The organism is Kitasatospora sp. NPDC033851 (assembly GCF_055576085.1).
Window position 1 is genome coordinate 442,599 of record NZ_JBVIRL010000001.1, and the last position, 23,878, is coordinate 466,476.

A 23,878-nucleotide genomic window follows, 5' to 3' on the forward strand; every position below is an offset into this window, starting at 1 on the left:
AGACATGACTCACGACACCATCACCCCGGCCGGCTTCCTCGCCGAGCTCCACCTGGGGCACGTGCGCTGGGACCTGATCAGCCCCTTCCCCGCCCCGCCCGACGAGGACCACGCCCGCGGCGACGCCGCCGTCGCCGGGCTGATGCGCTTCCTCCAAGAGACCGTCGACCCGACCGAGGTGGACCGCACCGCGAAGCTGCCCGACGGCTTCCACGAAGCCTGCGCCGCCCGCGGCTACTTCAAGCTTCAGGACCCGCTCGAGCGCGGCGGTCTGGGCCTGTCCGCCCACAACGCCTTCCGGATGATCCAGGCCGCCGCCAGTTGGTCGGTGACCGCCTGCTACGCCATGTCCGTCCACCTCGGACTGGGCGCCGGCGCCTACCTGCCGATCCTGACCGACGGCGAGCTGAAGTCCGAACTCGAACGGCTGCTCGCAGCGGGCGCGATCTCCGGCGACGCCGACACCGAGCCCACCGGTGCGATCAACCGGACCCGGTCCACCACCGCGGTGCCAACCGAGGACGGCACCGGATTCCGGATCAGCGGCGAGAAGGTGTTCATCCAGAACGGCCCGATCGCGGGCCTGCTGAGGGTCTCGGCCACCGTGCACGACAAGAACCGGGAGTACATCCGGCTGTTCTTCGTCGACACCACCGACCCCGGCTTCACGGTCAGGTCCTGGCACGAGTACCTGGGTCTCAAGGGTCTGCCCAACGCAGCCCTCACCTTCGACCGGGTCTTCGTCCCGCACAGCCGGGTCTTCACCCTCGACGGCCTGACCGCCGAGGACGAGTGGCGTCTGGCCCCCGAACTGCACACCATCAGCGTCCGAGGCCGGATGTACCCCATCTCGGCGCCCGCCCTGGCGATCGGCCGGCTCTGCCTGCACTGGTCCCGGGAGTTCGTCCGGCGGCGTTCGGTCGGCGGGCTCGGGCTGGAGCAGTACGACGAGATCCAGCGCATCATCGCTGCCAACCTCGCCGAAACCTTCGCCATGGAGAGCGTGGTGGAGTGGTGCCTGCTGGCCGAGGAACGCCACCCGGGGATCGACCTGGACCCGGAGCAGACGGTGGCCAAGAACATCAACTCGACGACCAGCTGGCGCATCGTCGACCGCACCCTGTCCCTGCTGGCCGCCGAGGGCTTCGAGACGGCAACGAGCAAGGCCCGGCGCGGCGCTCAGCCGCTGCCGGTGGAGCGGTTCTTCCGCGACGCACGTGCCCTGCGAGTGGCCGGCGGGGTGGACTTCCTCGTGGACCACTGGGCCGCCCGGCACCTGCTCTCGCGCCACTACCCAAAGCCGCAGGCCATCGCCGAGGCCGCGACCGACCTCACCGCAGCGGACGCCCACCTGTCCCCGCGCAACCGGGACCACCTTCGCTTCGTGGCCGAACAAGCCGTGCAGTTCGCCCGCCTCAGCCGCGACCTGGTGGACCGACACCCCGACCCCGACGAGCTGTTCGCCAAGGAGCGCCTGCTGATCCTGCTCAACCAGCTCTCCGCCGAGCTGTTCAGCATGTCCGCAGTGCTGGCCAATGCCGCCCGACTGCACTGCGAGGGCACCGGACCTGCCCAGGACCTCGCCGACGTGTTCTGCGCCGAAGCACGCCACCGTATGGCGGACGCCCAGCGGCGCCTGGCCGACACCGACGGACCGGACCACGCCGGCACCTGCGCGCAGTGGCTTCACGGCGACGGCCTGGAGTTCCTGCTCCGCGACACCGTCACCGCCACCCCACCCGCCCGCTGAGCCGGTGGTATCCGAGGCCGCCCCGGCCACCAGCCCCGCACACCGAACGACCACCGACCCGGAAAGGGCCGCAGCGATGTTCAACCTCTCCCGTTCCCAGGAGATCGTCTGGCTGCACGAGGAACTCTTCCCCGAGAGCCGCGCCTACAACTTCACCGCCTCCCTCGACCTGCGCGGCCCGCTGGACGAGCCGGCCCTGCGGCAGAGCCTGGCGACCGTGCTCGCCCGCCACGACGCGTTCCGCCTCGAACTCGATCCCGAGGACTTTCCACCGAAGCAGCGGGTGAACGACACCTGCGCACCGCGCTACCGCACCGTGGACCTGACCGGTCGCGAGGACCACGAGGCAGCCTTCGAGGACCTGTGGCGCGAGCAGCACGACGAGCCCTTCGACACCGCCGAGGCGCCCATGGTGCGGTGGACCCTGATCAGGCTCGCCGAGGAGCACCACCGGCTGCTTCACACCGAGCACCACCTGGTGCACGACGGCTGGTCCTTCGGCCTGGTCCTGCGCGACCTGTTCACCACCTACCGGGCGCTGGCCCAGGGCATCCCGGCCGACCTGCCCGCGCCCCGCTCCTACCTCGAACACGTCCGCCAGTCGGTGGCCGCCGAGGAACAACCGGGCCACCACGACGACGCCGTGGCGTACTGGCGGGGCGCCCTGGACGGCGCCCCCTTCGACCTGCCGCTGCCCGGCCTGGACCCGGGACGGGTCCGCGACATCCCGCACGGCGACCAACTGCGCCAGCTGCTGGAGCCCGAGCTGGCCGAGCGCCTACGGACAGCCGCCCGCCGCCACGGGCACACCCCGTTCTCTGTTCTGCTCACCCTCTTCGCGGAGCTACTACGCCGACAGAGCGGCCGGTCCGACCTGGTGATCGGCAGCGCGGTGGGCAACCGCCCGCCCGGCTTCCAGGAGAGCGTCGGGATGTTCGTCAACACCATCCCACTGCGCATCCGCCTCCAGCCCGACGGCAGTGCGCTGAACGCGGTCGACGAGGTCACCGAGGTCCTGATCCGCTCGCTGCCGCACCAGGGCGTCCCCGTCCAGGCCCTGACCCACGAACTCGGAGAACACTCCGGCACCGGCCTGGACAACCCACTCTTCCACGTCATGTTCAGCGCGCACGACGCGCCGATCCCGCACGTCGAGGGGCTGAACCTCGAGGTGTCCATCCACGAGGCATTCAACACCGGCACCTCCCGTTTCGCCCTCGACGTGGTACTGATCCCCGACTCCCGCCGGACCGTCAACGCCCGCTCGGGCCCCGGCGGCATGCTGCTGATCTGGGACTTCGCCACCGACCTGTACGACAGCGCCCGGATCGCCGAACTGCAGCGGCAGTTCACCGCACTGCTGGAGGCCTACCTCGCCGACACCGCGACCGGCCTCGCAGCACTCACCGCAGCAGCCAACGGCTGACCCCACCCCCCGAACCATGCCCCGAGGAGACGAGATGACCTCCGTGACCTCCCGCGAACCGACCGGCCACCAGCTGCCCAGCATCGCCTGGGGAGGTGAGCCCGCGCCCGCTCCCGCACCGGGGGCGGGACCACTCGAGTGGTTCGACAGCTGGCTGGCCAAGCAGCCCGACGCCCCGGCAGTCGTGGACAACACCATCACCTGGAACTACCGCGAGCTCGACCGAGCCTCCGCCCGGATCATGCAGGCCCTCGGCGGCCGAGTCACCCGCGGCGAGTTGGTGGGAGTCTGCCTGGAACGCTCCGCGCTGCTGGTGGCCGCGGCGGTCGCGTTGGCCAGGATCGGCGCGGTCTACCTCTCCCTCGGCGCGCAGCCGGGGGCCGCGCGGGTGGAATCGATCACCGAGGACGCCGGCATCAGCTGCCTCCTCACCGACGGCACGTCAACCCCGCCACCCGGCTGGACCGTTGCGCCGGCCGACGCGGTGGACGGGCTCGTGGTCGCTCAGCGCGCCGGACGGGCGAACGGTGCGCCCAGCGACGCCTTCTGCGCCGTCACCACCTCGGGCAGTACCGGCAAACCCAAAATCGCACTGCTGTCACAGGGGGCGATAGCCAACCTGGTCCGCTGGACCTGCGACCGGCTCGAGATCGGCCCCGAGTCCCGGGTGGGTCTCTTCGTCGGCACCACCTTCGACGCGCACCTCAAGGAGTTGTGGGAGGCACTGTCGTCGGGCGCCACCTTGCACGTCGCGCCCGAGGACGCCCGCGGCTCGACGGCCGAACTGTTCCAGTGGTGGCAGGAGTCGGGCCTCACCCACTGCCTGCTGCCGACCCCGCTCGCCGAACTCGCCTTCACCCAGCCCTGGCCCGTCGACCTGGCCATGCGCCACATCCTGGTGGGCGGCGACCGGATGCGGGTGCGGCCGCCCGCGCAGTGCGCGGCGGTCGTGCACAACGTGTACGGTCCCGCCGAGGCCACCGTGCTCACCACCACCCACCGCCTGCGGCCCCGAAGCGACGACCCGACCGCCATCGTGCCGATCGGACAGCCGCTGACCGGCTACACCGTCTTCATCACCGACGAGGACGGCCGGATCCTGCCCAGAGGACGTGCCGGAGAGATCCGGATCGGCGGTACGGGCCTGGCGCTCGGCTACGTGGACCCGCAGCGGACCGCCGAACGCTTCGTACCGGCCCCCGCAGGTCAACCATACGTGGACCGCGTCTACCGGACCGGCGACAAGGCGCTGATGCGCGCCGACGGACCGCTGGAATTCCTCGGCCGCATGGACGACCAGGTGAAGATCAGCGGCGCGCGGATCGAACCGGCCGAGGTCGAGGCCGCCCTGGAGACCCACCACTCGGTCCGGCACGCCGTCGTGGTCCCGTACCAGGGCACCGGCGGCGGTCTACGGCTGGCCGCCTTCCTCCTGCTCGCCGAAGGGGCGCAGGCCGACGAAGACGCTGTGCTGGCCGCCGCCCGCGCCCGGGTACTGAAGCAAGCGGTGCCCGCCAGGGTCCGCTTCGTCGACTCCTTCCCGCTGAACGCCAACGGCAAAGTCGACCGCGCACTGCTCACCCGGCAGGCCGCCGCCGCGGCGTCCACCGCACCCGGGGCGGCGCCGACCCGGGAGACCCCGCAGGCAGAAGACACCGAAGCGTTCCTCCTCGTGGCCTGCCGCCGGCTGCTCGACCAGCCCGACCTCACGCCCGCCGACAACTTCGCCGAATCGGGCGGGACTTCGCTGGCCGTCGCGCGCTTGATCGCGCTGATCGAAAGCACCTACCCGATCCGGGTCAAGGCCGCAGAGGTCATGCGCCAGCCCGACCTGGCAGCCCTGGCTGCCCTGGTCGACACCCGCCGCGCGGCGTCGGCGCGCAGCTGAACACTCCCGCCACCACCGCCCACCCGCCCTCCTGAGAGGACTTTCCGTGGACCGCCCCACCCTGACCAAGCAGTATCTGGCCGAACTGAGCGAAAGCACAGCCACCGCAGCCGAACTGCTCGGTCGTGCGCAGCACGACACCCTGCTCACCATCGACTACGAGAACCGCTTTCTGCCCCGCCCGCTCTTCCTCGGCCACGAAGAGCAGGAGCAGCTGATGGAAGATCTGGAAACGCTCCACACCGCGCTGTTCAGCCTGCCCGACAGGCTCTTCGACGGCGATCTCGGCGCGTTCGCCCGGGCCGTCGGCATGACCGAGACCCAGATCGAGGTGATCCTGCGCAGCCGGGGCGCCGGCGCGACCCGCATGGCCCGTACGGATCTGTGCGTCGACGAAAGCGGATTCAAGGTCGTGGAAGTCAACATGACCAGCTCGCTCGGCGGCATGGGCAACGGCGTGATGGCCCAGGCCCTGCTGGAACACCCGCTCCTCGCCGACTTCGCCGCCCGGCACGGCCTTGGCGTCGCCGACACCGCCAGGGAACTGCTGCACACCATGTACGCCGCCACCGGGTTCGACCCACAATCCCGGCCGGTCATCGCGGTCGCCGACTGGCCGAGCAGCTACCTGAGCGGCTGGGCCGCCTTCCTGAAGGAGTTCTGCGCCCATCTTCAGGCGCTGGGCGCAGACGCACACCCCTGCCACATCGGCCAGCTCGACTACCGCGACGGCCGGGTCTGGCTCGGCGACCGGGCCGTCGACATCATCCACCGGATCTTCCTCGCCGAAGACCTGCTCGAATCCCCCGAAGCCCCAGCGCTGATGGACCAGGTCGTCCGCGCCGCCGCGGCCGACCAGGTGAAGCTGTTCGTCCCGCTGGACGCAGAGCTCTACGCCAGCAAGACCACACTGGCGATGCTCTCGGACGAAAACAACCGGCACCTGTTCAGCACCGAGGAGCTGGCGGCGTTCGACCGCATCCTGCCATGGACCCGAACCGTCCGGCCCGGCACAGTGACGCTGGAGAGCGGACAGATGGTGGAACTACTCGACTACGCCCGGGCCAACCGACACGACCTCGTACTCAAACCGACGGTCCTGCACGGTGGCAGCGGTGTGCTCCTCGGCGGGGACGTCACCGAGAAGAGCTGGGCCGCGCACCTCGACGCCGCGCTCGGCAAGCCCTACATACTTCAGCGCCGGATCCGCCCGGTCACCGAACTGTTCCCGGACGAAAACGGCCGGTTGCAGCCATGGCTGACGGTCTGGGGCGTGTTCACCATGGCGCGCGGCTTCGCCGGCATCATGGCCCGCGGCACCCGCCTGGAAGCCAATGTCGGCGTGGTCAACATCACCAACGGAGCACACGGCGGCACCGGACTGTACGAGCTGCCACCCCGCAAGCGGACCGACGAGTAACCGACTCTGGTGACGAAGTCGCCGAGGTGCGCAACACCGTTCGAAAGGAACGGATGCCGGTTCAGCGGTGCTCGGGGTTCTCGAAGCCGAAGCGGCAGCCGGCGTCCCATTCGGAGCGCTGGTTGCCGTGGGCCAGTCCGCGGCGGACCACTGCGGGGGCTCTGGACGTCCAGGCGACACAGCAGAGCGCACGGTGCCGGAACCGGCCGATGGCAGATCCTCATTCACCGGTACCGGCTCCCTCACTGCCGACGACGAACGGCGCCGGTTCCACCGAACTCACGCAGCGGGTGTCGGGATGCTCGGGGTCGTCGAAGAAGGAGGTGATCACCTTCGCCCCGCACGGGGTGTCGTACGTCCCGTGGGCGACACCGGCCAGCGTCACCACCGTGGAGCGGGAGAGCGTCCGGGCCACGTAGCGCCCCCACTGCGCCCCGGTCTGCGCGTCGAAACTCCCGGAGATGGCAAGCGTGGGGATGCTGCTCCGAGTGACCTCGCGCACGGCGTCGGGTGCCTTCGGGACGTTCCAGGCCCGACATGCCTGGCGCAGGAACGGCAGCTGGGGTGCCTGGGCCAGGACCGAGCGGGGGAGCTCGGCAAAGGCCTCCTGACCCTTGGCGAGCTGCTCCTCGGGGGTCTCGAACGGAACCCACTCGCTGCACCACACGCTCAGCGACAACCCGTGAGCGAACATCCCCTGAGAGCCGGGAAGCCAGGCGGCCGCCCACTGCTCCGCGATGCGCTCGGGGTGGCCGTGGGCCAGCTCGTCCACGCCCACCGCGAAGGTCTCGGGAGCGTGACTGGCACGCACCAGCCAGTTCAGCAGCGCCCCGCCGTCGAGGACCACCTCCACCCGTCCGACCTGCGGCACCGTCACGTGCGTGGTGACCGGATCAGCCTCCAGCTGACGCACCATGCGCAGTAAAGCGGCACCGATGTCCGGGTAACGCTGCCGGCAGGAGAGCTGCGCCGCGCAAGCGCTCACGATGTTGTCGACCGACTCCCTCAGGCTGCTCCACGTCCACCCAGGCGTCGCCACGGACGGCGGTACGACGCCGTCGACCGTCACGGAGCGGATGCCGTCGGGGAACATGCGCATGTAGGTCAGCGCCAGTTGCGTCCCGTAGGAATGCGAGAGGACGTTCCACTCCCGGATTCCCAGGACCCTGCGCAGATCCGCCACGTCGGCAGCGTTCTCGCTGGTGTTGTAGGCAGCCAGATCGATCCCCTGGGCCGTCAGGCGGTCACGGCACCGGGCCGCCGCCTGGGCGTACCGGTCTCCGGTGGAGGGCGCGCCGTAGAGGAGGTGGACGCGCTCCCCGTAGAACCGGTCGATCTCCGGACACGTCAGCGGCCGCTCGGACGAGTACGTCCCGCGCTGGGACAAGACGATCAGATCACGGTCGCGGTTCAGCCCCGCCTCGGTCAGTCCCGAGATGTCTCCCAGGGCGTCCGCGCCGGGCCCGCCGGCGAAGAACACGATCGGATCGGGGTGCGGCGTCGGGGATGACGAGCGGACGAGCGCAACGGCCAGGCGAAGGGTGCGCGGTGACGGGTGGACCCGGTTCTCCGGAACGACGAGGAAGCCGCAGCGGGTGTCCTTCAGCTCTCCGTAAGTGGTCGGGCATGGAGCGGACACGAACCGCGACGACGGCTGCGTCCGCGCCATCGGGGGCTGAGGCAGAGTGAGCACGGTGCCCGGGAAGATCCAGTGGCCCCGGTCGCTGGAGGGGTATCCGTGCCGCAGGGCCTCGTGCTCGATGGTCTGCCGGTTGAGGTCGTAGAGGCTGTCCCATCGCATGGCGTCGCCGAGGGCCTGCTGGGCTATGTCCCACAACGTGTTACCGGAGGCGACGGTGTGCATGCCGGCCATCGCGTCTGCGGGCCCGGACTCATCGGCTGGCCGTCCCGGCGACAGGCCGGACTGCGGACGGCTCACGAGCGGGGAGGTACCCTCCCTCGCTGCCCCCTTCTGGCGGGTGGCGGCCAGGCCGGACGCGCCGTGGGCCGGAGCCGCGCTCAGCACCGTCAAACCGGCCAGGAACATGGCGGCTGCGGCAGCTGTGCCGCGATTGCGTATCGGCATGTCGTCCTTCCGAGGCGGTGCCGGCGGCTACGCGTCGGCTCCGCTCGACTCGTCACACATGGGGGGTTGTTGAACGCCATACTGCAAAGTCGATTCGTGCCCCGCACCGCAGCAGGGACCAATCGGGTCGTGCACGCGCCCGCCGAGTGCGCAGCCGGTGAGCGGCCGTTCCGTGCCGTGGAGAGCCGTGGGTCGAAAGGCACCGATGCCCGCTTCGAAAGGCCCGGATCGGGACGGGACCAGGGTGTGCTGCGGGGTGAACCGTCGGCTGGTGGAGCCGACGGAGAGCCGTGGATGGTGGGCAAACTGGGTGGGCTCAGGCGGTGTCGTCTCTCATCACCAGTACGGCTCACCCCGGCGGCCCCGCCGGCCTGTGGTGCGGTCGCCGGCGTTTGGCCTGGAGTGGCTGGGGGCGCCCGACGGGGTGATGATGGGCAGATCGTCCGGCGCTTGGTCTTGGTGGCCCCGCCGTCAGACGCGGGAGGCGGCCACCGGCGGCCCCGCGCCGGTGCCGCGGCGCGAGGGGTTCTGCGCGTCCCCCGCCGGCGGGCGGACCGAGGAGGCACTGTGAACGACTACCCCCCGATCGGGGACCACGGCATCGTCGGCGACCTGCAGACGGCGGCGCTGATCGCCGCCGACGGCACGGTCGACTGGTGGTGCACCCCCCGGTTCGACTCCCCCAGCGTGTTCGCCTCGCTGCTCGACAGCGACCGCGGCGGCTACTGCCGGCTTCACGCCGACGTCAGCGAGGAGGCGACCGTCCGCCAGTTGTACCTGCCGGACACCGCCGTCCTGATCACGCGTTTCATGGCGCCGGGCGGCGTCGGCGAGGTACTCGACTTCATGCCGCCCGACCCGTCGCCGACGCCGTCGGCCACACACCGGCTGGTCCGGGTGGCGCGGGTGGTGCGCGGCAGCATGCCGTTCGAGCTGCTGTGCCGGCCTCGCTTCGACTACGGCCGCGCGCCCCACGACCTGACTCGCCTGGACGACGGGTCGATGCTCTTCCGCGGCCCGGGTACGGACCTGCAGCTGCAGACCACCGCGCAGATCGAGCTGCACCCGGACGGCACGGACGTCTCCGCGCGCTTCACGCTGCACGCCGGTGAGCGTGCCGCCGTGGTGCTGACCAGCGAGACGGGCGAGCCCGGCGAGCTGAGCGGCCGACCCGGCGGCGCGATCCCCACCGCCGAGGCGGTACTCGCCGAGTTCGAGGCGTGCACCGGGTTCTGGACGGACTGGCTGCGATCGTCGCGCTACCGCGGCCGCTGGCACGAGATGGTGACCCGCTCCGCCATCACCCTCAAGCTGCTGACCTACGCCCCGACCGGCGCCCCGATCGCCGCCGCCACCATGGGCCTGCCGGAGCAGATCGGCGGTGAACGGAACTGGGACTACCGCTACACCTGGGTGCGCGACGCCTCGCTGTCGGTGCGCGCCATGATCGACCTGGGCTTCACCGCGGAGGCGAACGCCTTCCGCCGGTGGCTGCGCGAGCGCCTGGACGCCAGCGGCACGGCCTCCGGCGAGCCGCTGCAGATCATGTACCGGGTCGACGGCGAACCGCACCTCACCGAGGAGGTACTGGACCACCTGGAGGGCTACCGCCGCTCCGCGCCGGTGCGGGCCGGCAACGCCGCCGCCGACCAGATCCAACTCGACATCTACGGCGAGGCCGCCTACGCCCTCGCGCAGGCCGAGGACATCGGCGGCATCCGCGGCTGGCAGGCCTTCACGCGGCTCATCGACTGGCTGGTCGACCACTGGGACCGCCCCGACGAGGGCATCTGGGAGACCCGCGGCGGCCGCCAGAACTTCACCTACAGCCGGCTGATGACCTGGGTCGCCTTCGACCGGGCGATCCGGCTCGCCACCGCCCACTCCCGCCCCGGCGACGTGGCCCGCTGGCAGGCCGCCCGCGACACGGTGTTCCGACAGATCGTCGACTCCGGCTGGAGCGAGAAGCGACGCGCCTTCGTCCAGCACTACGACACCGAGGTCCTCGACGCGTCCCTGCTCCTGATGCCGAAGGTCGGCTTCCTCACCCCCACCGACCCGGACTGGCTGACCACGCTCGACGCCATGGACGGCGAACTCGTCAGTGACAGCCTGGTCTACCGCTACGACCCCGCCGCCTCCCCGGACGGCCTGCGCGGCTCCGAGGGCACCTTCAACCTCTGCAGCTTCCTGTACGTGGAGGCACTCGCCCGGGCCGGACGCCTCCACCAGGCCCGCTACGCCTTCGACAAGATGCTCACCTACGCCAACCACGTCGGCTTGTTCGCCGAGGAGATCGGCCCCTCTGGCGAGCAGCTGGGCAACTTTCCGCAGGCGTTCACCCATCTGGCCCTGATCGACGCGGCGATCGCCCTGGACGAGGAACTCGACCGGGCCGAGCGCCGGCCCCGCTGACCGCACACGCCGCCGGCCGGCACGTCCCCGGGGCGGTCGGCGGCGTCCGGCCGGCGCACGGCGCTACAGCGGTGCGGCCCGGTCTGCCCCGGCGGCGGCGGGTGGGCTGACTCGCGGCAGCAGGGCGGCGGCGGCCAGGCCGCCCAGGCCGATGACCGCGAGCGCGGCCATCGCCGCCGCGTACGCGCCCTTGGTCAGCCCCGACACCAGGATCGTGCCGGCGATGGCCGTGCCGAGCGAGGACCCGAGGTTGGAGATGCTGCGCGACAGGCCGGAGATCTCGCCCTGCTGCGACTCGGGGAAGCAGGACTGGACGACGTTCACCGACGGGGTGAGCATCACCCCCACGCCCAGGCCGATCAGCAGCAGTCCGGGCGCGAACGCCCACGCGCCGGGCGTCCAGGCCACCAGGGCCAGCAGCACGGCGATGCCGGCAATCGTCACGACGAACCCGGCCATGATCAGAGTGCGCTGCGGTCGGCGCCGCGCCAGCTTCTCGGCGGCCAGCGAGGTGGCGAGAATGCCGAGAGTGGCGGCGGTGAAGATGACGCCGGTCTGGATCGCGTCGTAGCCGCGCACGACCTGCAGGTAGGCGGCGACGGTGAACGAGACGCCCATCAGCATCAGCCACTGCGTGTTCTGCGTGACCAGACCCAGGTTGGAGGTGCGGTTACGGAACAGCGCCGTCGACAGCAGCGGCTCCCGGCCGGCCCGCTCCCGGCCGCGCACCCAGACGAAGAAACCGACCAGCACCAGCGCACCGGCCGCCAGCAGGCCCAGCGCCAGCCAGCCGTTCTTGTCGACCGCCAGGATGCCGGTCACCAGCAGCACCAGACCCGCCGCCGACAGCACCGCCCCCACGGTGTCGAAGGGCCGGGCGGGGTCCGGCGGCAGCGGATCGACGAGGTGGCGGCTGAGCACCACGATCACCACGATCACCAGCGCCTGGAACACGAACGCGGCCCGCCAACTGATCGCACTGGTGATCAAACCGCCGATCAACGGGCCCGCGGCCGCCCCGATACCGCCCATCGCCATGATCGCGCCGAACGCACGCGCCCGGGACGCCGTGTCGGTGAACAGCAGCGTCGTCAGGATGTAGACCGGCGGGATCAGCAACGCCGTGCCCACACCCTCCAGGATCGAATTCCCGAGGATCAGCAACCCCAGCCCCGGCGCCACCGCACTCAGCACCGCCCCCACCCCGTAGACCACCAGCCCCGCCAGCAGGCACCGCTTGCGCCCCCACTTGTCGGTCAGCTTCCCGCCCGGAATCATCAGCGCGGCCATCACCAGCAGAAAGATCGTGATCGCCGTCTGGACACCCTGCACCGTGGTGTCCAGGTCCTCACTGATGTCGTTGATCATCACGTTCATGTTCGAGCCGGCGAAGCTGCAGATGAACTGCGCCAACGCCAACGGGGCCAGCACCCGCCGCGCCCCCGCTGCTGCCGTCCCCGCCATAGCGCCACCTTCCCATCCACCGAATCCACTGGTCCGCGGAACTACTCGACCTCGCCCGCACGCGGCCGACGCCGACGGAACGCAACCGCCACCCCGACCGTCGCACAGCCCGTCGCCACAGGGCCTGAGGCGCGCAGCAGCGGCTTGTCGGCGGGGCCAGGAGCCGGTGGCGCACCAGCCGCGGCGGACCGCGCGCCGGATCGGCCGCCTCAGTGCCCGAGGGCGGCCTTCGCGGTGACGATGACCAGTCCCAGGACCAGGTTGACGACGCACTCCACCATCACCTGGCGGGCGGAGGCACCCGCTCGGTGCGCGCCCAGGCACGCCCAGACCACCTGCTGCGTCACGGCCACACCGAGCGCGAACCAGGCGGTTCCCGCCAGGTCGAGACCGAGCAGCGGGCTGACGGCCACCGCCAGCGCGGGCAGAGCGGCCGCCTCGACGATGGACCACTCCTGGCGGGCGACGCGGCGGATCCGCGGCCTGCTCCAGGGCTGTCCCGGCAGCCGTTCGCCGGCGACGCGCGCGTAGACGTGCGCCGCCCAGAACACGATGCCGGTGATGATCAGCAGCAGTCCGAGCTGGAGCCGCGGATAGCCGCCGACGCTGCCGGCCGTGGCGATCACGGACGCGGCGAGCAGAGACCCGTAGACGGCGCCGGCGAAGTCGGTGCGTGGCGCTCCTGACGTGCCGTCACCACCCGGAGGACCGGCCGGGGAGCTGGTGCGACTCACCGTCACAACGTACGAGCGGGGCTCGCGGGACGCCAGCCGAGGCTCCGGCACTGCTGCCGTTCGGCCGACACGGCTCAGGGCTGCTTCGACTTCCTGGCCGAGCGCAGCCGGGAGATCCCCCGAGCACACCGGTACTCGTGTCGGTGACCGAGGAGAAGATGTGCCTGACCGTATCGGCCCCACTGCCCGTCAGGCCGTAGCGGTCGATGATGCGCTGAGCCACGTCACTGCCCCCGAAGTGGGCCGGCACGGAGCCGTAGACGATCGCGAGCGGGATCATCGCCGTCAGCATGCTGGAGGCCGGCGCCATCGACCGGTCGAAGCCCGCTATCCGCTGGAAGCGGTTGACCACGCGGAGCGCGAATGCCGGACGCAGCCAGAACGTGAGTGTCCTGACCAGGCGCTCTCGGTTGATCTGCTATTCCCCCGTGTCCTGGCCCGCGGCCGCCTCGTGCTGCTCGGTCACCCGGCCGCTCGCGGCCAGCAGCGCGAGCACGGCGAGCACGGCGAGCAGGATGAGCACCAGGAGCAGCACGGTCAGCACCGTCGGATAGCTCCACAGCGCGAGCACCAGGGCGAGCACCAGCAGGACGCCCAGGGCGACCCACCGCCGGTAGGACTCGGTCCAGGTCCCGACCCGCCCGGTGTGCACACCGTGCCTGTCGCCCCAGCGGGCGGCGGAGTCCGCGGTCCGGTCGGCGGCGCCGCGTACCGCGCGCGGCAGGCGCCCGCCGCCGCCCAGGTAGGCGCCGAGCGCCACCACCAGGCCCAGGGTCAGCACCGTGCGGGTGCTGATCCGCAGGAAGCGCAGCAGTGTGTCGAAGATGGCCGCCGCCGCTGCCGGGGACTGCACCTGGGCGGGCAGGTGGTCGAGGTAGTAGTGGCGGGCGACGACCAGCCCGATGGCGAGCACCAGGCAGGCTGCGGCCGCGCCCAGCCCGGTCGTGACCAGCGCGCGGCGGCGCCGGCGGGCGAGCAGCACCCCGATCGCGCCGAGCACCACCGTGAAGATCGGCACCCAGTTCCCGAGGACGTCGAGGAGGTGGGCCGCGCCCTGGATCTTGGCGAGCTTGTCGGACTGGAAGAGCACCAGCTGCTTGTTGACCTGGGGGATCTTGTCGGCCGGGGTGAGGCCGGCACTCACCAGATCCTGCTTGACGGTGTCCACGGCGGTGCCGACGTCGAGGGTGACGGTGCCATTGCTGACCTCCACCGCACCCCGGCCGTGGCCGGTGAGCGCACGGACCACGGCGGTGTGGGCGGCGCGGTTGGCGGTGGTCCAGGTTTTCTCGAAGGTGTCGCTCTGCACGAACCGGGTCGCCGCCTTGCTGACCACGTCGTTGACAGCCTCGTCCAGCTTCGGGCCGAGCGCCTTGACGCCGGCCGCCGCCTTGGGCGGCAGCCCCACGGACTGCAGCCAGGCGGCCGTCTCCGAGGCGACCTCGCTGCCGTCCACCCGCACGTCGACGGCCTGGGTGATGCGGTTGGCCGCGGCGGCCTCGATCGCGGGATTGGTCGCCAGCGGCGCGACCGTCGACACGTACCGGTCGGTGTCCAGCACGATGTCGTGCACCCAGACGGTGAGCAGGGACACCGGCACCAGGATGCAGGTGAGTGTGATGACCACGGCCGACACCGCGCTCATCGCGATCCGGCCGGCTCGCGAGCCGTGGCTCCGCGCGGCCGGTGTCGAGGCGGGCGCGGGTGTTCCTTCGGACGGCTCGGGCATGCTCATGGCGCTCCAAGGGATGACGTGCGGCAGGACAGCGCTCGCCTCCATTGACACCCAGGGCGACCGGATCCGCACACGGGGTTGCATCCGATCGGCGGACCGCGCCAGTCCCTGATGCCTGCCGCGGCGTGCCGGAGCGGCCGGTGGCGCGCATCCTGGCACTGCGGGCGGCCGCTGGAGCAGGCGCCCGGCAGGCACCTGGGCGAATCGGAGGGAGCGGCAGTGGCATCGACCGATTTCCACGCACCCGCGCGCGGCCGTCTGCTGGCCCGGCTGGCGCTGCTCTGCCTGCTGGGCTCGCCGGTGGCGCTGCTCGTCGTGAGCGGACGGGGCGGCCTGCTGATCCTCGCCATCGGGGTGGCCGGTCTGGCGGTCGCGGCGGCCGGGATCTGGTGGGCGCTGTCGCACCACGGCGTGGTGCGGGTGGCCGGGGCACTGCTCGCGCTCGCCGCGCCCGTGGGCGTCGTGGTGCTCTACGCCTGGGCAAGTCTGTGGCCGGCCGCGCTGACCGCGGTCGTGCTCGTCGCGGCGTCGATGCTGTGCGCGAGGTCGGCACTGCGCGCGACCCGGCGGCCCCGGGGCATGCGGGCCGTCGCGTCCCCCGCCCCCAGGCATCCCGTGCTGATCATGAACCCGAAGTCCGGGGGCGGCAAGGTCGGCAAATTCGCGCTCGTCGAGAAGGCCGAGCAACTCGGCGCCCGGGTGGTGCTGCTGGACACCTCCACCCGCACGGACGTCGCCGCGATCGCCCGCCGCGCGGTGGCCGACGGCGCGGACCTGCTCGGTGTCGCGGGCGGCGACGGCACCCAGGCGCTGGTGGCCGCGGTCGCCGCCGAGCACGGCCTGCCGTTCCTGGTGGTCAGCGCCGGCACCCGCAACCACTTCGCCATGGACCTGGGCCTGGACCGCGACGCCCCCGACCGCTGCCTGGACGCGCTCAGCAACGGCGAGGAACTGCGCATCGACCTGGGCACAGTCGACGGCCGACCGTTCGTCAACACGGTCTCCTTCGGGGTGTACGCGCAGATCGTGCAGCGCCCCGAGTACCGCGACGCCAAGGCGGGCTCCATCCTGGACGCGCTGCCCGACCTCCTGCACGAATACACCGGCCACCCGCTGGACGCGGTGACGGCCACCGCCCGTCTGGAGGCCCAGCAGGCGCTCCTGATCAGCAACAACCCCTACGCCGCGCCCCAGCCGGCGGCCCTGGTCGGCCGCAGAGCGCGGCTCGATCTGGGCACGCTGGGGGTCGTCGGCATCCGGGTGGGCAACGCGGCCGAGGCAGCCGGGATCGCACTGCGCGGCGCCCAGGCCTCCGGTCTGAACATCCTGACGGCGCCCCAGGTCACCGTGGTCGCGGACGCCGACCGCATCCCGGTCGCCGTCGACGGCGAGGCACTTGAGCTGCCCACCCCCGTCACCTGCGGCATCCGCCCTGGCGCGCTGCGGGTCCTGGTGCCCAGGAACCGGCCCGGCGCGCCCCCGGCGGCGCCTCCCCTCGACTGGCGGGCGGTCCTCACGCTGGCCCTCGGCCGGGCCCGATCGGGGTCCACCGCACCGGAGCACGTCGATGGGTAGCCCCCGCGAGGTGGTGCGCGACCTCATGGCCCTCGACAGCGCCGTCTACGCCACGGTGGCCGCCACCGAGACCCCGACGCTCGACCGGGGCCTGCGACGCCTGGGGACTACTCGGCCTGTCCGGTCCGCCACTTCAGCTCGATCTCGAGTTCGATCTCCCCGTCGCCGACCTCGATCTCGACCTCGCTGCGCAGTTCCTCGGGGATCCGCAGGCTCAGCGTCCCCGGACCGAAGTCCAGTTCGGCGTTGCCGCCGTGCCGCAGCGCGTCCGCGAGCGCCGACAGGCGGTCGGCGGCCTCAAGACGCGAGAGTGAGCTCTTCTGCTCGAACTTGAGGTCCTTCACGACCGCCTCCACTGTCGTCGGGTCCTACCGTGCCGAACAGGTTGGTCAGGCAAGGACCTTCGCCTTGGCCTGGGCGTACTCCTCGTCCGTGATGTCGGCGCTCTTCCTGAGCTCGGCCAGCCGTGCCAGTCCGTCGGCGTGCCCGCCACCTGTGTCGGGGACGGAGCGGACGTACTCCTGGAAATCGCCATGGTCCGGAACAGGTCTGGCATCGGGTACTCCGATGCCGGAGTCACCGCGTTGTTCATGGTCTTCTCCGTCGGTCGCAGTCGCACAACGCTTTCTGAATCCACCATGCGCCGGAATCCCGAGGTGTGCATCACCCCGCCGGTACGCCCTCCTGCGGCGCCGCCATTCGACTGACCGGCGTGGCCGGTCGCCGGTCCGCGCCCCGGGCGCGCTGGGACCACGGCGCCCATGGCAGGTGCCCCTGAGAATTCGACCACGCCAGGTCTCGTCCTGCTGACGCTGGGGGCCGGGCAGTTCCTGATGCTGCTCGACACCTCCGACATGAACGTCTCGATCGCGGCCGTGGCCGCGGACGTGGGCTCGACCGTGACCGGGATCCAGGGCGCGATCACGGCGTACCCGCTGGTGATGGCGATGCTGATGATCCCGGCGGCAAGGTCGGCGCCTCATCGGCCGCAAGCGCGCGTTCGTGATCGGCTGCGTCATCTACGGCTGCGGCTCGCTGACGACCGCGCTCGCCCCGAACCTGCCCGTGCTCATGTTCGGTTGGTCGTTCCTCGAAGGGGTCAGGGCCTCGCTCATCCTGCCCTCGATCGTGGCGCTGGTGGCGGGCAACTTCGTGGTGGAACGCCGACCTGAGCCTGTTCTGGATCGAGGTGTGGGGGTACCCCGACATCGGCGTGTACTTCGCCACCACCCCCTCGGCCGGCCACGACATGCTCGCCCTCGACTACCGTGCCTGCGGCAAGCGCGGCGATCCGGCCGTGGTGCACGTCGACCAGGAGGACAGCTTCGCGATCACCCTGCTCGCGGAGACCTTCGAGGACTTCGTCACCGGCCTGGTCGACGAGTCCGTCCACGACACCGCGGAACAGGACCTGCTCGCCGACCTGGCCACCTTGGCCTGATGCCCGGGAATCCTCCGGGACGACCTTGCGGCCTTCGCGTGGTCCTGGACTCCGCCGAGCGGGCGAGGACGTGACGCGAAGCCCGCACCGCGGGATCGCGCCCTTCTCGTTCCCGGCGGCATCGTACTCGGCCACGATCCACAGTGCGGACTCGGGAGCCGAACCTGCGGCGCTCCGGCCTCGGGGCCGGGCCGGACCCGGGCGGCTCGGTCACTGGTCATGGGGGTGGAACTGCCCCTCGTGTCCTTGCGGGACGACCCTGCCGGGCGGGACGGTCCCGCCCGGGGCCGACCGCGGGGGCCGGTGGATCCGGGGCCGGGGCCCGGTCGCCCGACGATCACCGACTCCGCCGCTGCCACGAACGACACCGGGGTGACGGGTCCAAACATGCGGAACAGCGGTGCCCCGATTCTGGCTCGTTTCCCGCACTCGGCGCCCCGTGGCCCCAGGTAGTGCTTGTGGCGGGAGGGATGCGCACCTAGATTCACGACGTGTCGATCCAGTAGCTGAGAGTGGCAACGGCGTCCCGCCGTGAACTCGGTGCCCGGCGGTCCGATCGTGGTGGACAACACCCTCTTCCCCGGTCGGGTGGAGATCCCGCCGCCGGCGATGACCGACGGCGTCACCCCGGCCTGGAAGAAGCCCCGATCCGTTCCCCGTCCTCTCGACTCCCTCGTGGAAAGGCTCACGCATGACCGCCCTCACCGGACAGCACGAGAACGGCCGGCACGTGAACAGCCCGTCGGGCCCCGACTCGGACCCGCACGAGACCGACCTGCGCCGGATCCGCGCCCTGATCCTGGCGGCGGACGGGCCCGAGGAGCAGCTTGCGGCGGTGATCAGGTCGGCGGGCGCCGAGCAGACGGCCGCCGACCTGGTGGACGAACTGGTCAGCCGGGCCCACCTGAGCGAGCAACTCGCCGCCGCGGCGGTGGTGGTGCAGTTCGAGCTCGCCTTCGACGACCGGGTGCTCCGGCACCACCTGCTGGCCGGCCCCAAGGCCGAGCACCGCACCGGGCCGGCCGACGAGCCCAGCGCCACCGTCGAGTTGGACCTGCTCGACCTGGCCCGCGCCGTCTTCGGCGCCCGGCACACCGCAGGCCACCGCACGCCCGGGATCACCTGGCACGGCATCGAGGACCCGGCTCGGCTGATGCCCGTACTGGCGGCCTTCCCGGTCGTCCAGCAGCTGCTCCGCGGCTTGGTGGAGCAGCCGCTCGACCTGGCCGAGTTGTCGCTGCGCCACGGTTCGGACAAGTGGGGGCTGCACTACTACACCGAGCACTACGCCCGGCACTTCGCCCCGCTGCGGGACCGGCCGCTCACCGTCCTGGAGCTGGGGATCGGTGGCTACGCCGACCCGGCGGCGGGCGGTGGCTCGCTGCGGATGTGGAAGCGCTTCTTCCGGCGGGGCCTCGTCTACGGGGTCGACGTCTACGACAAGACGGCGCTGCGCGAGCAGCGGATCCACACCGTCCAGGGCGACCAGGCGGACCCGGCCTTCCTCACCGCGCTGGCCGAGCGGATCGGGCCGATCGACATCGTCATCGACGACGGCAGCCACTACTGCCCGGACGTCATCGCCGCCTTCGGCGCGCTCTTCCCGCACGTGGTCCCGGGCGGGCTCTATGTGATCGAGGACCTGCAGACCTCCTACTGGCCGGGCTACGGCGGCAGTTCGGAGCGGCTCGGCGACCCGACCACCAGCATGGGCTTCCTCAAGCAGCTGCTCGACGGCCTCAACCACGAGGAGCACGAGCCGCCGACCGCGCACCGCCCGAGCGGGACCGACCGGACGCTGGCCGGCGCGCACTTCTACCACAACCTGGCGATCCTCGACAAAGGCCGCAACGAGGAGGGCACCGTCCCCGCCTGGATCCCGCGCCGACAGCTGAGCGCCGAGGAGATCGCGGGCGCCCAGTGGGCCGCCGAGCAGCAGTCCGAGCCGCAGCCCGAGGCCGGCCCGGACCAGGACCCCAGCTGAGCCGCGCGGCCTGCCGCGCCCCTTCTCCCTTCCCGAATCGCGCTTCTTGCTTCCCTCTTCCCTCGTTCCTCTTCCCGATACCGACGGAGTAGCAGTGAGCCACATCCTGATGGTCAACATCCCGGCCCACGGCCATGTCTTCCCCACTCTGGCGGTCGTCGGTGAACTGGTACGCCGCGGGCACCGGGTCACCTACGCGGCCGTCGACGACTTCGCCCAGGCCCTGGCCGAGGTCGGCGCCGAACACCTGCGCTACGACTCCACCCAGCCGCTGGACAGCGTGGGCGGTCCCGAGAACGGGCGCACCCCGCTGATCTTCCTGGACGAGAACATCGCCATCCTGCGCGCGGTCCAGGAGTGGTTCGGCGACGCCAGGCCCGACGCGGTGGTCTACGACGCCGTGGCCTTCCAGGCCGGCCGGATACTGGCCCACACCTGGGGGCTCCCGGCCGTCCAGTCGACGCCGTTCTTCGCCTCCAACGACACCTACTCCTTCGTGCAGCAGATGATGGAGGCGGACGGCGCGGTCCCGCTCACCGAGGAGGTGGTGGTCGAATTCGGCGTCCGGATGGCCGAGTTGCTGGCCTCGCACGGCGTCGACGAGCCGGCGCACGAGTTCCTGATGCGCACCGAGGGCCTCAACCTCGTCCACGTGCCGCGGTTCTTCCAGCCGCACGGCGAGAGCTTCGACGAGCGCTTCGCCTTCGTCGGGCCGTGCCTCACGGACCGCTCCTTCCTGGGGGAGTGGCAGCCCCCGGCGAGCGGCCTGCCGGTGGCGCTGGTCTCGATGGGGACCGTGCACAACAAGCATCCGGAGTTCTTCCGGCTGTGCGTGGACGCCTTCGCCGAGCTGCCCTGGCACGCCGTCATCTCGGTCGGCGGGGGGATGGACCCGGCCGACCTCGGTCCGCTGCCGGACAACGTCGAGGTCCACCGCTGGGTCTCGCACCTGGCGGTGCTCCGGCACGCCCGGCTGGTGATCACCCACGGCGGCATGGGCGGCGTACTGGAGTCCCTGGACGCCGGCTGCCCGATACTCGGAGTGCCGTCCTGGCCGGACGTCGCGGCCAACACCGCGCGGGTGGCCGAGCTGGGCCTCGGCCGGGTACTGCTGCCGGCGGAGGCCGACGTGAGCCTGCTGCAAGCCGCGATCACCGAGGTGGCCGCCGACGCTGCCGTGCAGGAGCGGGGCACCGAGGCGCAGCGGCTCACCCGGGAAGCGGGCGGTGCCACCCGCGCCGCCGACGAGATCGAGGCCTACCTGAAGCGCACGACCTGATCCCACCACAGGGCCTGGCGTCCCCGACGAGAAGCGGAACGATCAACGGCCGCCCAGGGGTCCCGGTGGGCGGTGCGCGCCACTATGGTCGGCTGATGTCATCGATCAAGCAATTCCAGGTCACCTTCGACTGTGCGGAACCCGAGCGCCTCGCCCGATTCTGGTGCGAGGTGTTGGGGTACGTCGTGCCGCCGCCACCGGAGGGGTTCGCCACGTGGGAGGACTACAGGAGCGCGCAGCCGGCCGAGCGGCGGGACGCGTGGTTCGCCTGCGTCGATCCGTCAGGCGTGGGGCCGCGGTTGTACTTCCAGCGCGTTCCCGAGGGCAAGGCCGCCAAGAACCGGCTGCATCTCGACGTGCGGGTCGGTACCGGGCTGGTGGGTGAGGAGCGGCTGGCCGCGCTTGAGGCCGAATGCGCACGGCTGGTCCCGCTCGGCGCGGTACACGTGCGGACGCTGTACGACGGCAACGACGCGTGCATCCCGATGCAGGACATCGAGGGCAACGAGTTCTGCGTAGACTGAGGAGAGGCCAAGACGTGCCGCACTGACATCTCTTGATGAATCGTCAGATATCCGGGGCGTCGCGGGAGCCGGCCAGCATCTCGAACAGTTCTCGTCGCCCCAGCGATCCGGCGAGGCAGCCGGCGGTCATCGCGCCGAGGCTGAGGCCGCCGATGACCGCGGGGCGCAGGTCGAACGAGGCGAGTACGTCGTGTACGCCGATCGCGAGGGCGGCTTCGCGGACTGTGCCGACACTCTCGCGCTCCTCCTGGGCGGTCTGGAGGTCTTCCTCCAGGACCTGTCTGACCGTCAGCGGTCCACTCGGAGACTTGTTCATACCAGCCCTAAACGACCTCGTAGGTCCGGTAGAGCTCCAGGCCATGCGGCTCGGTCCCGACGCCGCCGCCGAACAGGTACCCCAGACTCATGACAGCTCCTGTGAATCGGAGCGAATGGAGGGGTGCCAGTACGGCCCGAGCGCAGTGCAGCAGAAGTGGGCCTGACACCAGAATGCCGCGGGATCCGGCGTTCGACCGGACACCCGGGAACCCGTCTCGCGGCGCGATATCGATACGATATCCGGGTCTGGGAAAATATCTCCGACAGCATGCCGGCGGAGTGAATTTTCCGCTTTCGGAAAGGATCTTTTCGGCCCGTCCCCCGGGAGGGAACTCACGGGGGAGATCAGGGAGCGGTGCGCGCGGCGCTCTGCTAGGACTCAAGGAATTCCGGGAGGACGCGGGGTGGCCATGCTCCGACGCTCAGCACACCGAGGGAGTGCGCCCGGGAGACCAGAGCCGGCCGGTTCGCGGCCTGGAAATGGCGCATCATCAGCCCGATGCGGTACTCGATGCCCTGCGGGCTCAGATAGAGCGATGCCGCCAGCCGGACGGTCGGGGTGCCGACCGCGACGCCTTCCAGGATGCGGGCGTCCACGGCGGTCAGCCGACGGACGCCCGCGCCGTCGGCAGGGCCCCCGACTGCCGGACGGGCGTCGCCGGCGGGCCCGGACCGCGGCGGCCGCTGCGCGGGCTTGATCTCCTCAGAGGTCGCTGACGGTGTCACTCCTCGGTCCCCCTTCCCTGTCGTCGGCGGTCTCAGGCGCGCGGCGCACCGGCGAGGTGGTCGCGGAGCATGCCGGTCACCTCGTCCGCCCGGCTGCTGAGGTAGAAGTGCCCGCCGGGGAAGACCTTGAGGTCGAACGCGGCCGTCGTGCGGTCGCGCCAGTGCCCGGCCTCGGGGACCGGTGTCCAGGCGTCCTGGTCCCCCAGCACGGCGGTGACCGGGCAGGCGACCGCGGCGTCACGGTCGGTCCGGTAGGCCCCCAGGGCCCGGTAGTCGCCGCGCAGCACGGGCATCACCATCCCCAGCAGTTCCTCGTCCTCCAGGAGCCGGGCGTCGGTGCCGCTCATGGCCCTGACCTCGGCCACGATGCCCGCGTCGTCGAGTGGGTGGGAGGGCCCGGGCCGGCCTGCGGACGGCCCCTTGCGGCCGGAGACGAAGAGGTGGTCGATCCGACCGCCCGCGCGCTCGATCCGCCGGGCCACCTCGAAGGCGACGAGCGCGCCCATGCTGTGCCCGAAGAGGGTCAGGGGGAGGTCGTCCCAGCGGCGCAGCGCTTCGGACACTTCGTCGGCCAACCGGTGCAGGTCCTGGACACCGGGTTCCTCCCGGCGGTCCTGCCTGCCGGGGTACTGCACGGCCAGGACGTCCACCGGACCGCGCAGTGCGGCGGATACCGGAAAGTAGAAACTCGCCGAGCCGCCGGCGTGCGGAAAGCAGACCAGTCGGCGCGTGGCCGTCGGCGAGGGATGGAAGCGACGGCACCACAGGTCGCTGTCCAAAGAGAGGGAGGTCATGTCGGCCTTTCTCCTTTCGCGAAATCCGCGCGGTGCCGGCGGGTGGGGTGTGGTGATCACGTCGGACACCCGCCGCACCGGTGGGCCGGCTGGTACGTACTAATACGGGGATCCCCGATCGGCGACGATCAGCGGGTCACGGGCGCCGCATATGACAGCCTGCCATGCCTCCGGGAATGTCAGCAAGTACGCATCGGAGCGCATCCGGCACTCATGTCCGGGTTCAAAACCGGCCGTTTCTTCGGCGAATGGTAAGAACGTTGCAGTGCGGAGCAATCCTGTGGGATTTACTTGGCTCCGACTCGGCAGCAACGGTCCG

General features: G+C 71.2%; 17 protein-coding genes and 2 pseudogenes. 11 read left to right on the forward strand and 8 right to left on the reverse strand.

Annotation, left to right across the window (positions count from 1 at the left end):
- The first annotated feature begins 4 nt into the window (after window positions 1-4).
- From ACZ51D_RS01825 to ACZ51D_RS01840, 4 genes are all read left to right on the forward strand, one after another.
- Complete coding sequence (locus ACZ51D_RS01825) at window positions 5-1,750, forward strand: acyl-CoA dehydrogenase family protein (protein WP_465622899.1); 1,746 nt, start codon at window positions 5-7, stop codon at window positions 1,748-1,750.
- Window positions 1,751-1,826: 76 nt separating this feature from the next.
- The gene (locus ACZ51D_RS01830; protein WP_465622900.1) at window positions 1,827-3,176 is read left to right on the forward strand and encodes a condensation domain-containing protein; all 1,350 of its coding nucleotides are present in this window, start codon (window positions 1,827-1,829) and stop codon (window positions 3,174-3,176) included.
- Between the two features lie 34 nt (window positions 3,177-3,210).
- Entirely contained in the window at window positions 3,211-5,064 is a 1,854-nt protein-coding gene (locus ACZ51D_RS01835) for a non-ribosomal peptide synthetase (protein ID WP_465622902.1), read from the forward strand.
- Window positions 5,065-5,110: 46 nt separating this feature from the next.
- Window positions 5,111-6,484 carry an ATP-grasp domain-containing protein gene (locus ACZ51D_RS01840; RefSeq protein WP_465622904.1) on the forward strand — a complete coding sequence of 458 codons (1,374 nt, stop codon included), beginning with the start codon at window positions 5,111-5,113 and terminating at the stop codon, window positions 6,482-6,484.
- Between the two features lie 220 nt (window positions 6,485-6,704).
- Here ACZ51D_RS01840 and ACZ51D_RS01845 read toward each other — a convergent pair whose 3' ends face one another.
- A complete protein-coding gene (locus ACZ51D_RS01845) occupies window positions 6,705-8,348 on the reverse strand; it encodes an alpha/beta fold hydrolase (RefSeq protein WP_465622905.1) in 1,644 nt (547 codons plus the stop codon).
- Between the two features lie 789 nt (window positions 8,349-9,137).
- Between ACZ51D_RS01845 and ACZ51D_RS01850 the strand changes: the two genes are divergently transcribed.
- The gene (locus tag ACZ51D_RS01850; protein WP_465622906.1) at window positions 9,138-10,985 is read left to right on the forward strand and encodes a glycoside hydrolase family 15 protein; all 1,848 of its coding nucleotides are present in this window, start codon (window positions 9,138-9,140) and stop codon (window positions 10,983-10,985) included.
- A 63-nt stretch (window positions 10,986-11,048) separates the two neighbouring features.
- Here ACZ51D_RS01850 and ACZ51D_RS01855 read toward each other — a convergent pair whose 3' ends face one another.
- From ACZ51D_RS01855 to ACZ51D_RS01865, 3 genes are all read right to left on the reverse strand, one after another.
- The gene (locus tag ACZ51D_RS01855) at window positions 11,049-12,449 is read right to left on the reverse strand and encodes an MFS transporter (protein WP_465622908.1); all 1,401 of its coding nucleotides are present in this window, start codon (window positions 12,447-12,449) and stop codon (window positions 11,049-11,051) included.
- A gap of 209 nt (window positions 12,450-12,658) precedes the next feature.
- On the reverse strand, window positions 12,659-13,183 hold the full coding sequence (locus tag ACZ51D_RS01860; protein WP_465622910.1) for a hypothetical protein: 525 nt from the start codon (window positions 13,181-13,183) through the stop codon (window positions 12,659-12,661).
- A gap of 418 nt (window positions 13,184-13,601) precedes the next feature.
- Window positions 13,602-14,918: a hypothetical protein gene (locus ACZ51D_RS01865; protein ID WP_465622912.1), complete on the reverse strand. Its 1,317-nt coding sequence runs from the start codon at window positions 14,916-14,918 to the stop codon at window positions 13,602-13,604.
- A 219-nt stretch (window positions 14,919-15,137) separates the two neighbouring features.
- Here ACZ51D_RS01865 and ACZ51D_RS01870 point away from each other — a divergent pair, with 219 nt between their 5' ends.
- Window positions 15,138-16,493 carry a diacylglycerol/lipid kinase family protein gene (locus ACZ51D_RS01870; protein ID WP_465660807.1) on the forward strand — a complete coding sequence of 452 codons (1,356 nt, stop codon included), beginning with the start codon at window positions 15,138-15,140 and terminating at the stop codon, window positions 16,491-16,493.
- 107 nt (window positions 16,494-16,600) lie between these two features.
- Here the strand turns inward: ACZ51D_RS01870 and ACZ51D_RS01875 are convergent, their stop codons facing one another.
- Window positions 16,601-16,837, reverse strand: coding sequence for an amphi-Trp domain-containing protein (locus ACZ51D_RS01875; RefSeq protein WP_360509325.1), 237 nt, complete (start codon window positions 16,835-16,837; stop codon window positions 16,601-16,603).
- A 417-nt stretch (window positions 16,838-17,254) separates the two neighbouring features.
- Between ACZ51D_RS01875 and ACZ51D_RS01880 the strand changes: the two are divergent.
- From ACZ51D_RS01880 to ACZ51D_RS01900, 5 genes and pseudogenes are all read left to right on the forward strand, one after another.
- Window positions 17,255-17,663: pseudogene (locus ACZ51D_RS01880) on the forward strand (MFS transporter); the annotation flags it as partial.
- A gap of 19 nt (window positions 17,664-17,682) precedes the next feature.
- A complete protein-coding gene (locus tag ACZ51D_RS01885; protein ID WP_465622916.1) occupies window positions 17,683-17,934 on the forward strand; it encodes an SMI1/KNR4 family protein in 252 nt (83 codons plus the stop codon).
- A gap of 691 nt (window positions 17,935-18,625) precedes the next feature.
- Window positions 18,626-19,918 (forward strand): hypothetical protein, encoded by a 1,293-nt coding sequence (locus ACZ51D_RS01890; RefSeq protein ID WP_465660808.1) that lies wholly within the window; start codon window positions 18,626-18,628, stop codon window positions 19,916-19,918.
- 94 nt (window positions 19,919-20,012) lie between these two features.
- Complete coding sequence (locus ACZ51D_RS01895; protein ID WP_465660810.1) at window positions 20,013-21,197, forward strand: macrolide family glycosyltransferase; 1,185 nt, start codon at window positions 20,013-20,015, stop codon at window positions 21,195-21,197.
- Window positions 21,198-21,292: 95 nt separating this feature from the next.
- The gene (locus tag ACZ51D_RS01900; RefSeq protein ID WP_465660812.1) at window positions 21,293-21,721 is read left to right on the forward strand and encodes a VOC family protein; all 429 of its coding nucleotides are present in this window, start codon (window positions 21,293-21,295) and stop codon (window positions 21,719-21,721) included.
- A 49-nt stretch (window positions 21,722-21,770) separates the two neighbouring features.
- Here the strand turns inward: ACZ51D_RS01900 and ACZ51D_RS01905 are convergent.
- The 3 genes and pseudogenes from ACZ51D_RS01905 to ACZ51D_RS01915 form a co-directional block, all read right to left on the reverse strand.
- Window positions 21,771-22,128: pseudogene (locus tag ACZ51D_RS01905) on the reverse strand (ACP S-malonyltransferase); the annotation flags it as partial.
- 283 nt (window positions 22,129-22,411) lie between these two features.
- Window positions 22,412-22,636 (reverse strand): hypothetical protein, encoded by a 225-nt coding sequence (locus ACZ51D_RS01910; RefSeq protein ID WP_360509318.1) that lies wholly within the window; start codon window positions 22,634-22,636, stop codon window positions 22,412-22,414.
- A gap of 161 nt (window positions 22,637-22,797) precedes the next feature.
- Window positions 22,798-23,559 carry a thioesterase II family protein gene (locus tag ACZ51D_RS01915; RefSeq protein ID WP_465660814.1) on the reverse strand — a complete coding sequence of 254 codons (762 nt, stop codon included), beginning with the start codon at window positions 23,557-23,559 and terminating at the stop codon, window positions 22,798-22,800.
- Window positions 23,560-23,878: the final 319 nt, after the last annotated feature.

Coding starts and splice junctions, on each gene's coding strand:
- ACZ51D_RS01900 (WP_465660812.1), top strand. CDS start 21,293: ATGTCATCGATCAAGCAATTCCAGGTCACCTTCGACTGTGCGGAACCC.
- ACZ51D_RS01890 (WP_465660808.1), top strand. CDS start 18,626: ATGACCGCCCTCACCGGACAGCACGAGAACGGCCGGCACGTGAACAGC.
- ACZ51D_RS01825 (WP_465622899.1), top strand. CDS start 5: ATGACTCACGACACCATCACCCCGGCCGGCTTCCTCGCCGAGCTCCAC.
- ACZ51D_RS01855 (WP_465622908.1), bottom strand. CDS start 12,449: ATGGCGGGGACGGCAGCAGCGGGGGCGCGGCGGGTGCTGGCCCCGTTG.
- ACZ51D_RS01865 (WP_465622912.1), bottom strand. CDS start 14,918: ATGAGCATGCCCGAGCCGTCCGAAGGAACACCCGCGCCCGCCTCGACA.
- ACZ51D_RS01845 (WP_465622905.1), bottom strand. CDS start 8,348: ATGCACACCGTCGCCTCCGGTAACACGTTGTGGGACATAGCCCAGCAG.
- ACZ51D_RS01835 (WP_465622902.1), top strand. CDS start 3,211: ATGACCTCCGTGACCTCCCGCGAACCGACCGGCCACCAGCTGCCCAGC.
- ACZ51D_RS01830 (WP_465622900.1), top strand. CDS start 1,827: ATGTTCAACCTCTCCCGTTCCCAGGAGATCGTCTGGCTGCACGAGGAA.
- ACZ51D_RS01915 (WP_465660814.1), bottom strand. CDS start 23,559: ATGACCTCCCTCTCTTTGGACAGCGACCTGTGGTGCCGTCGCTTCCAT.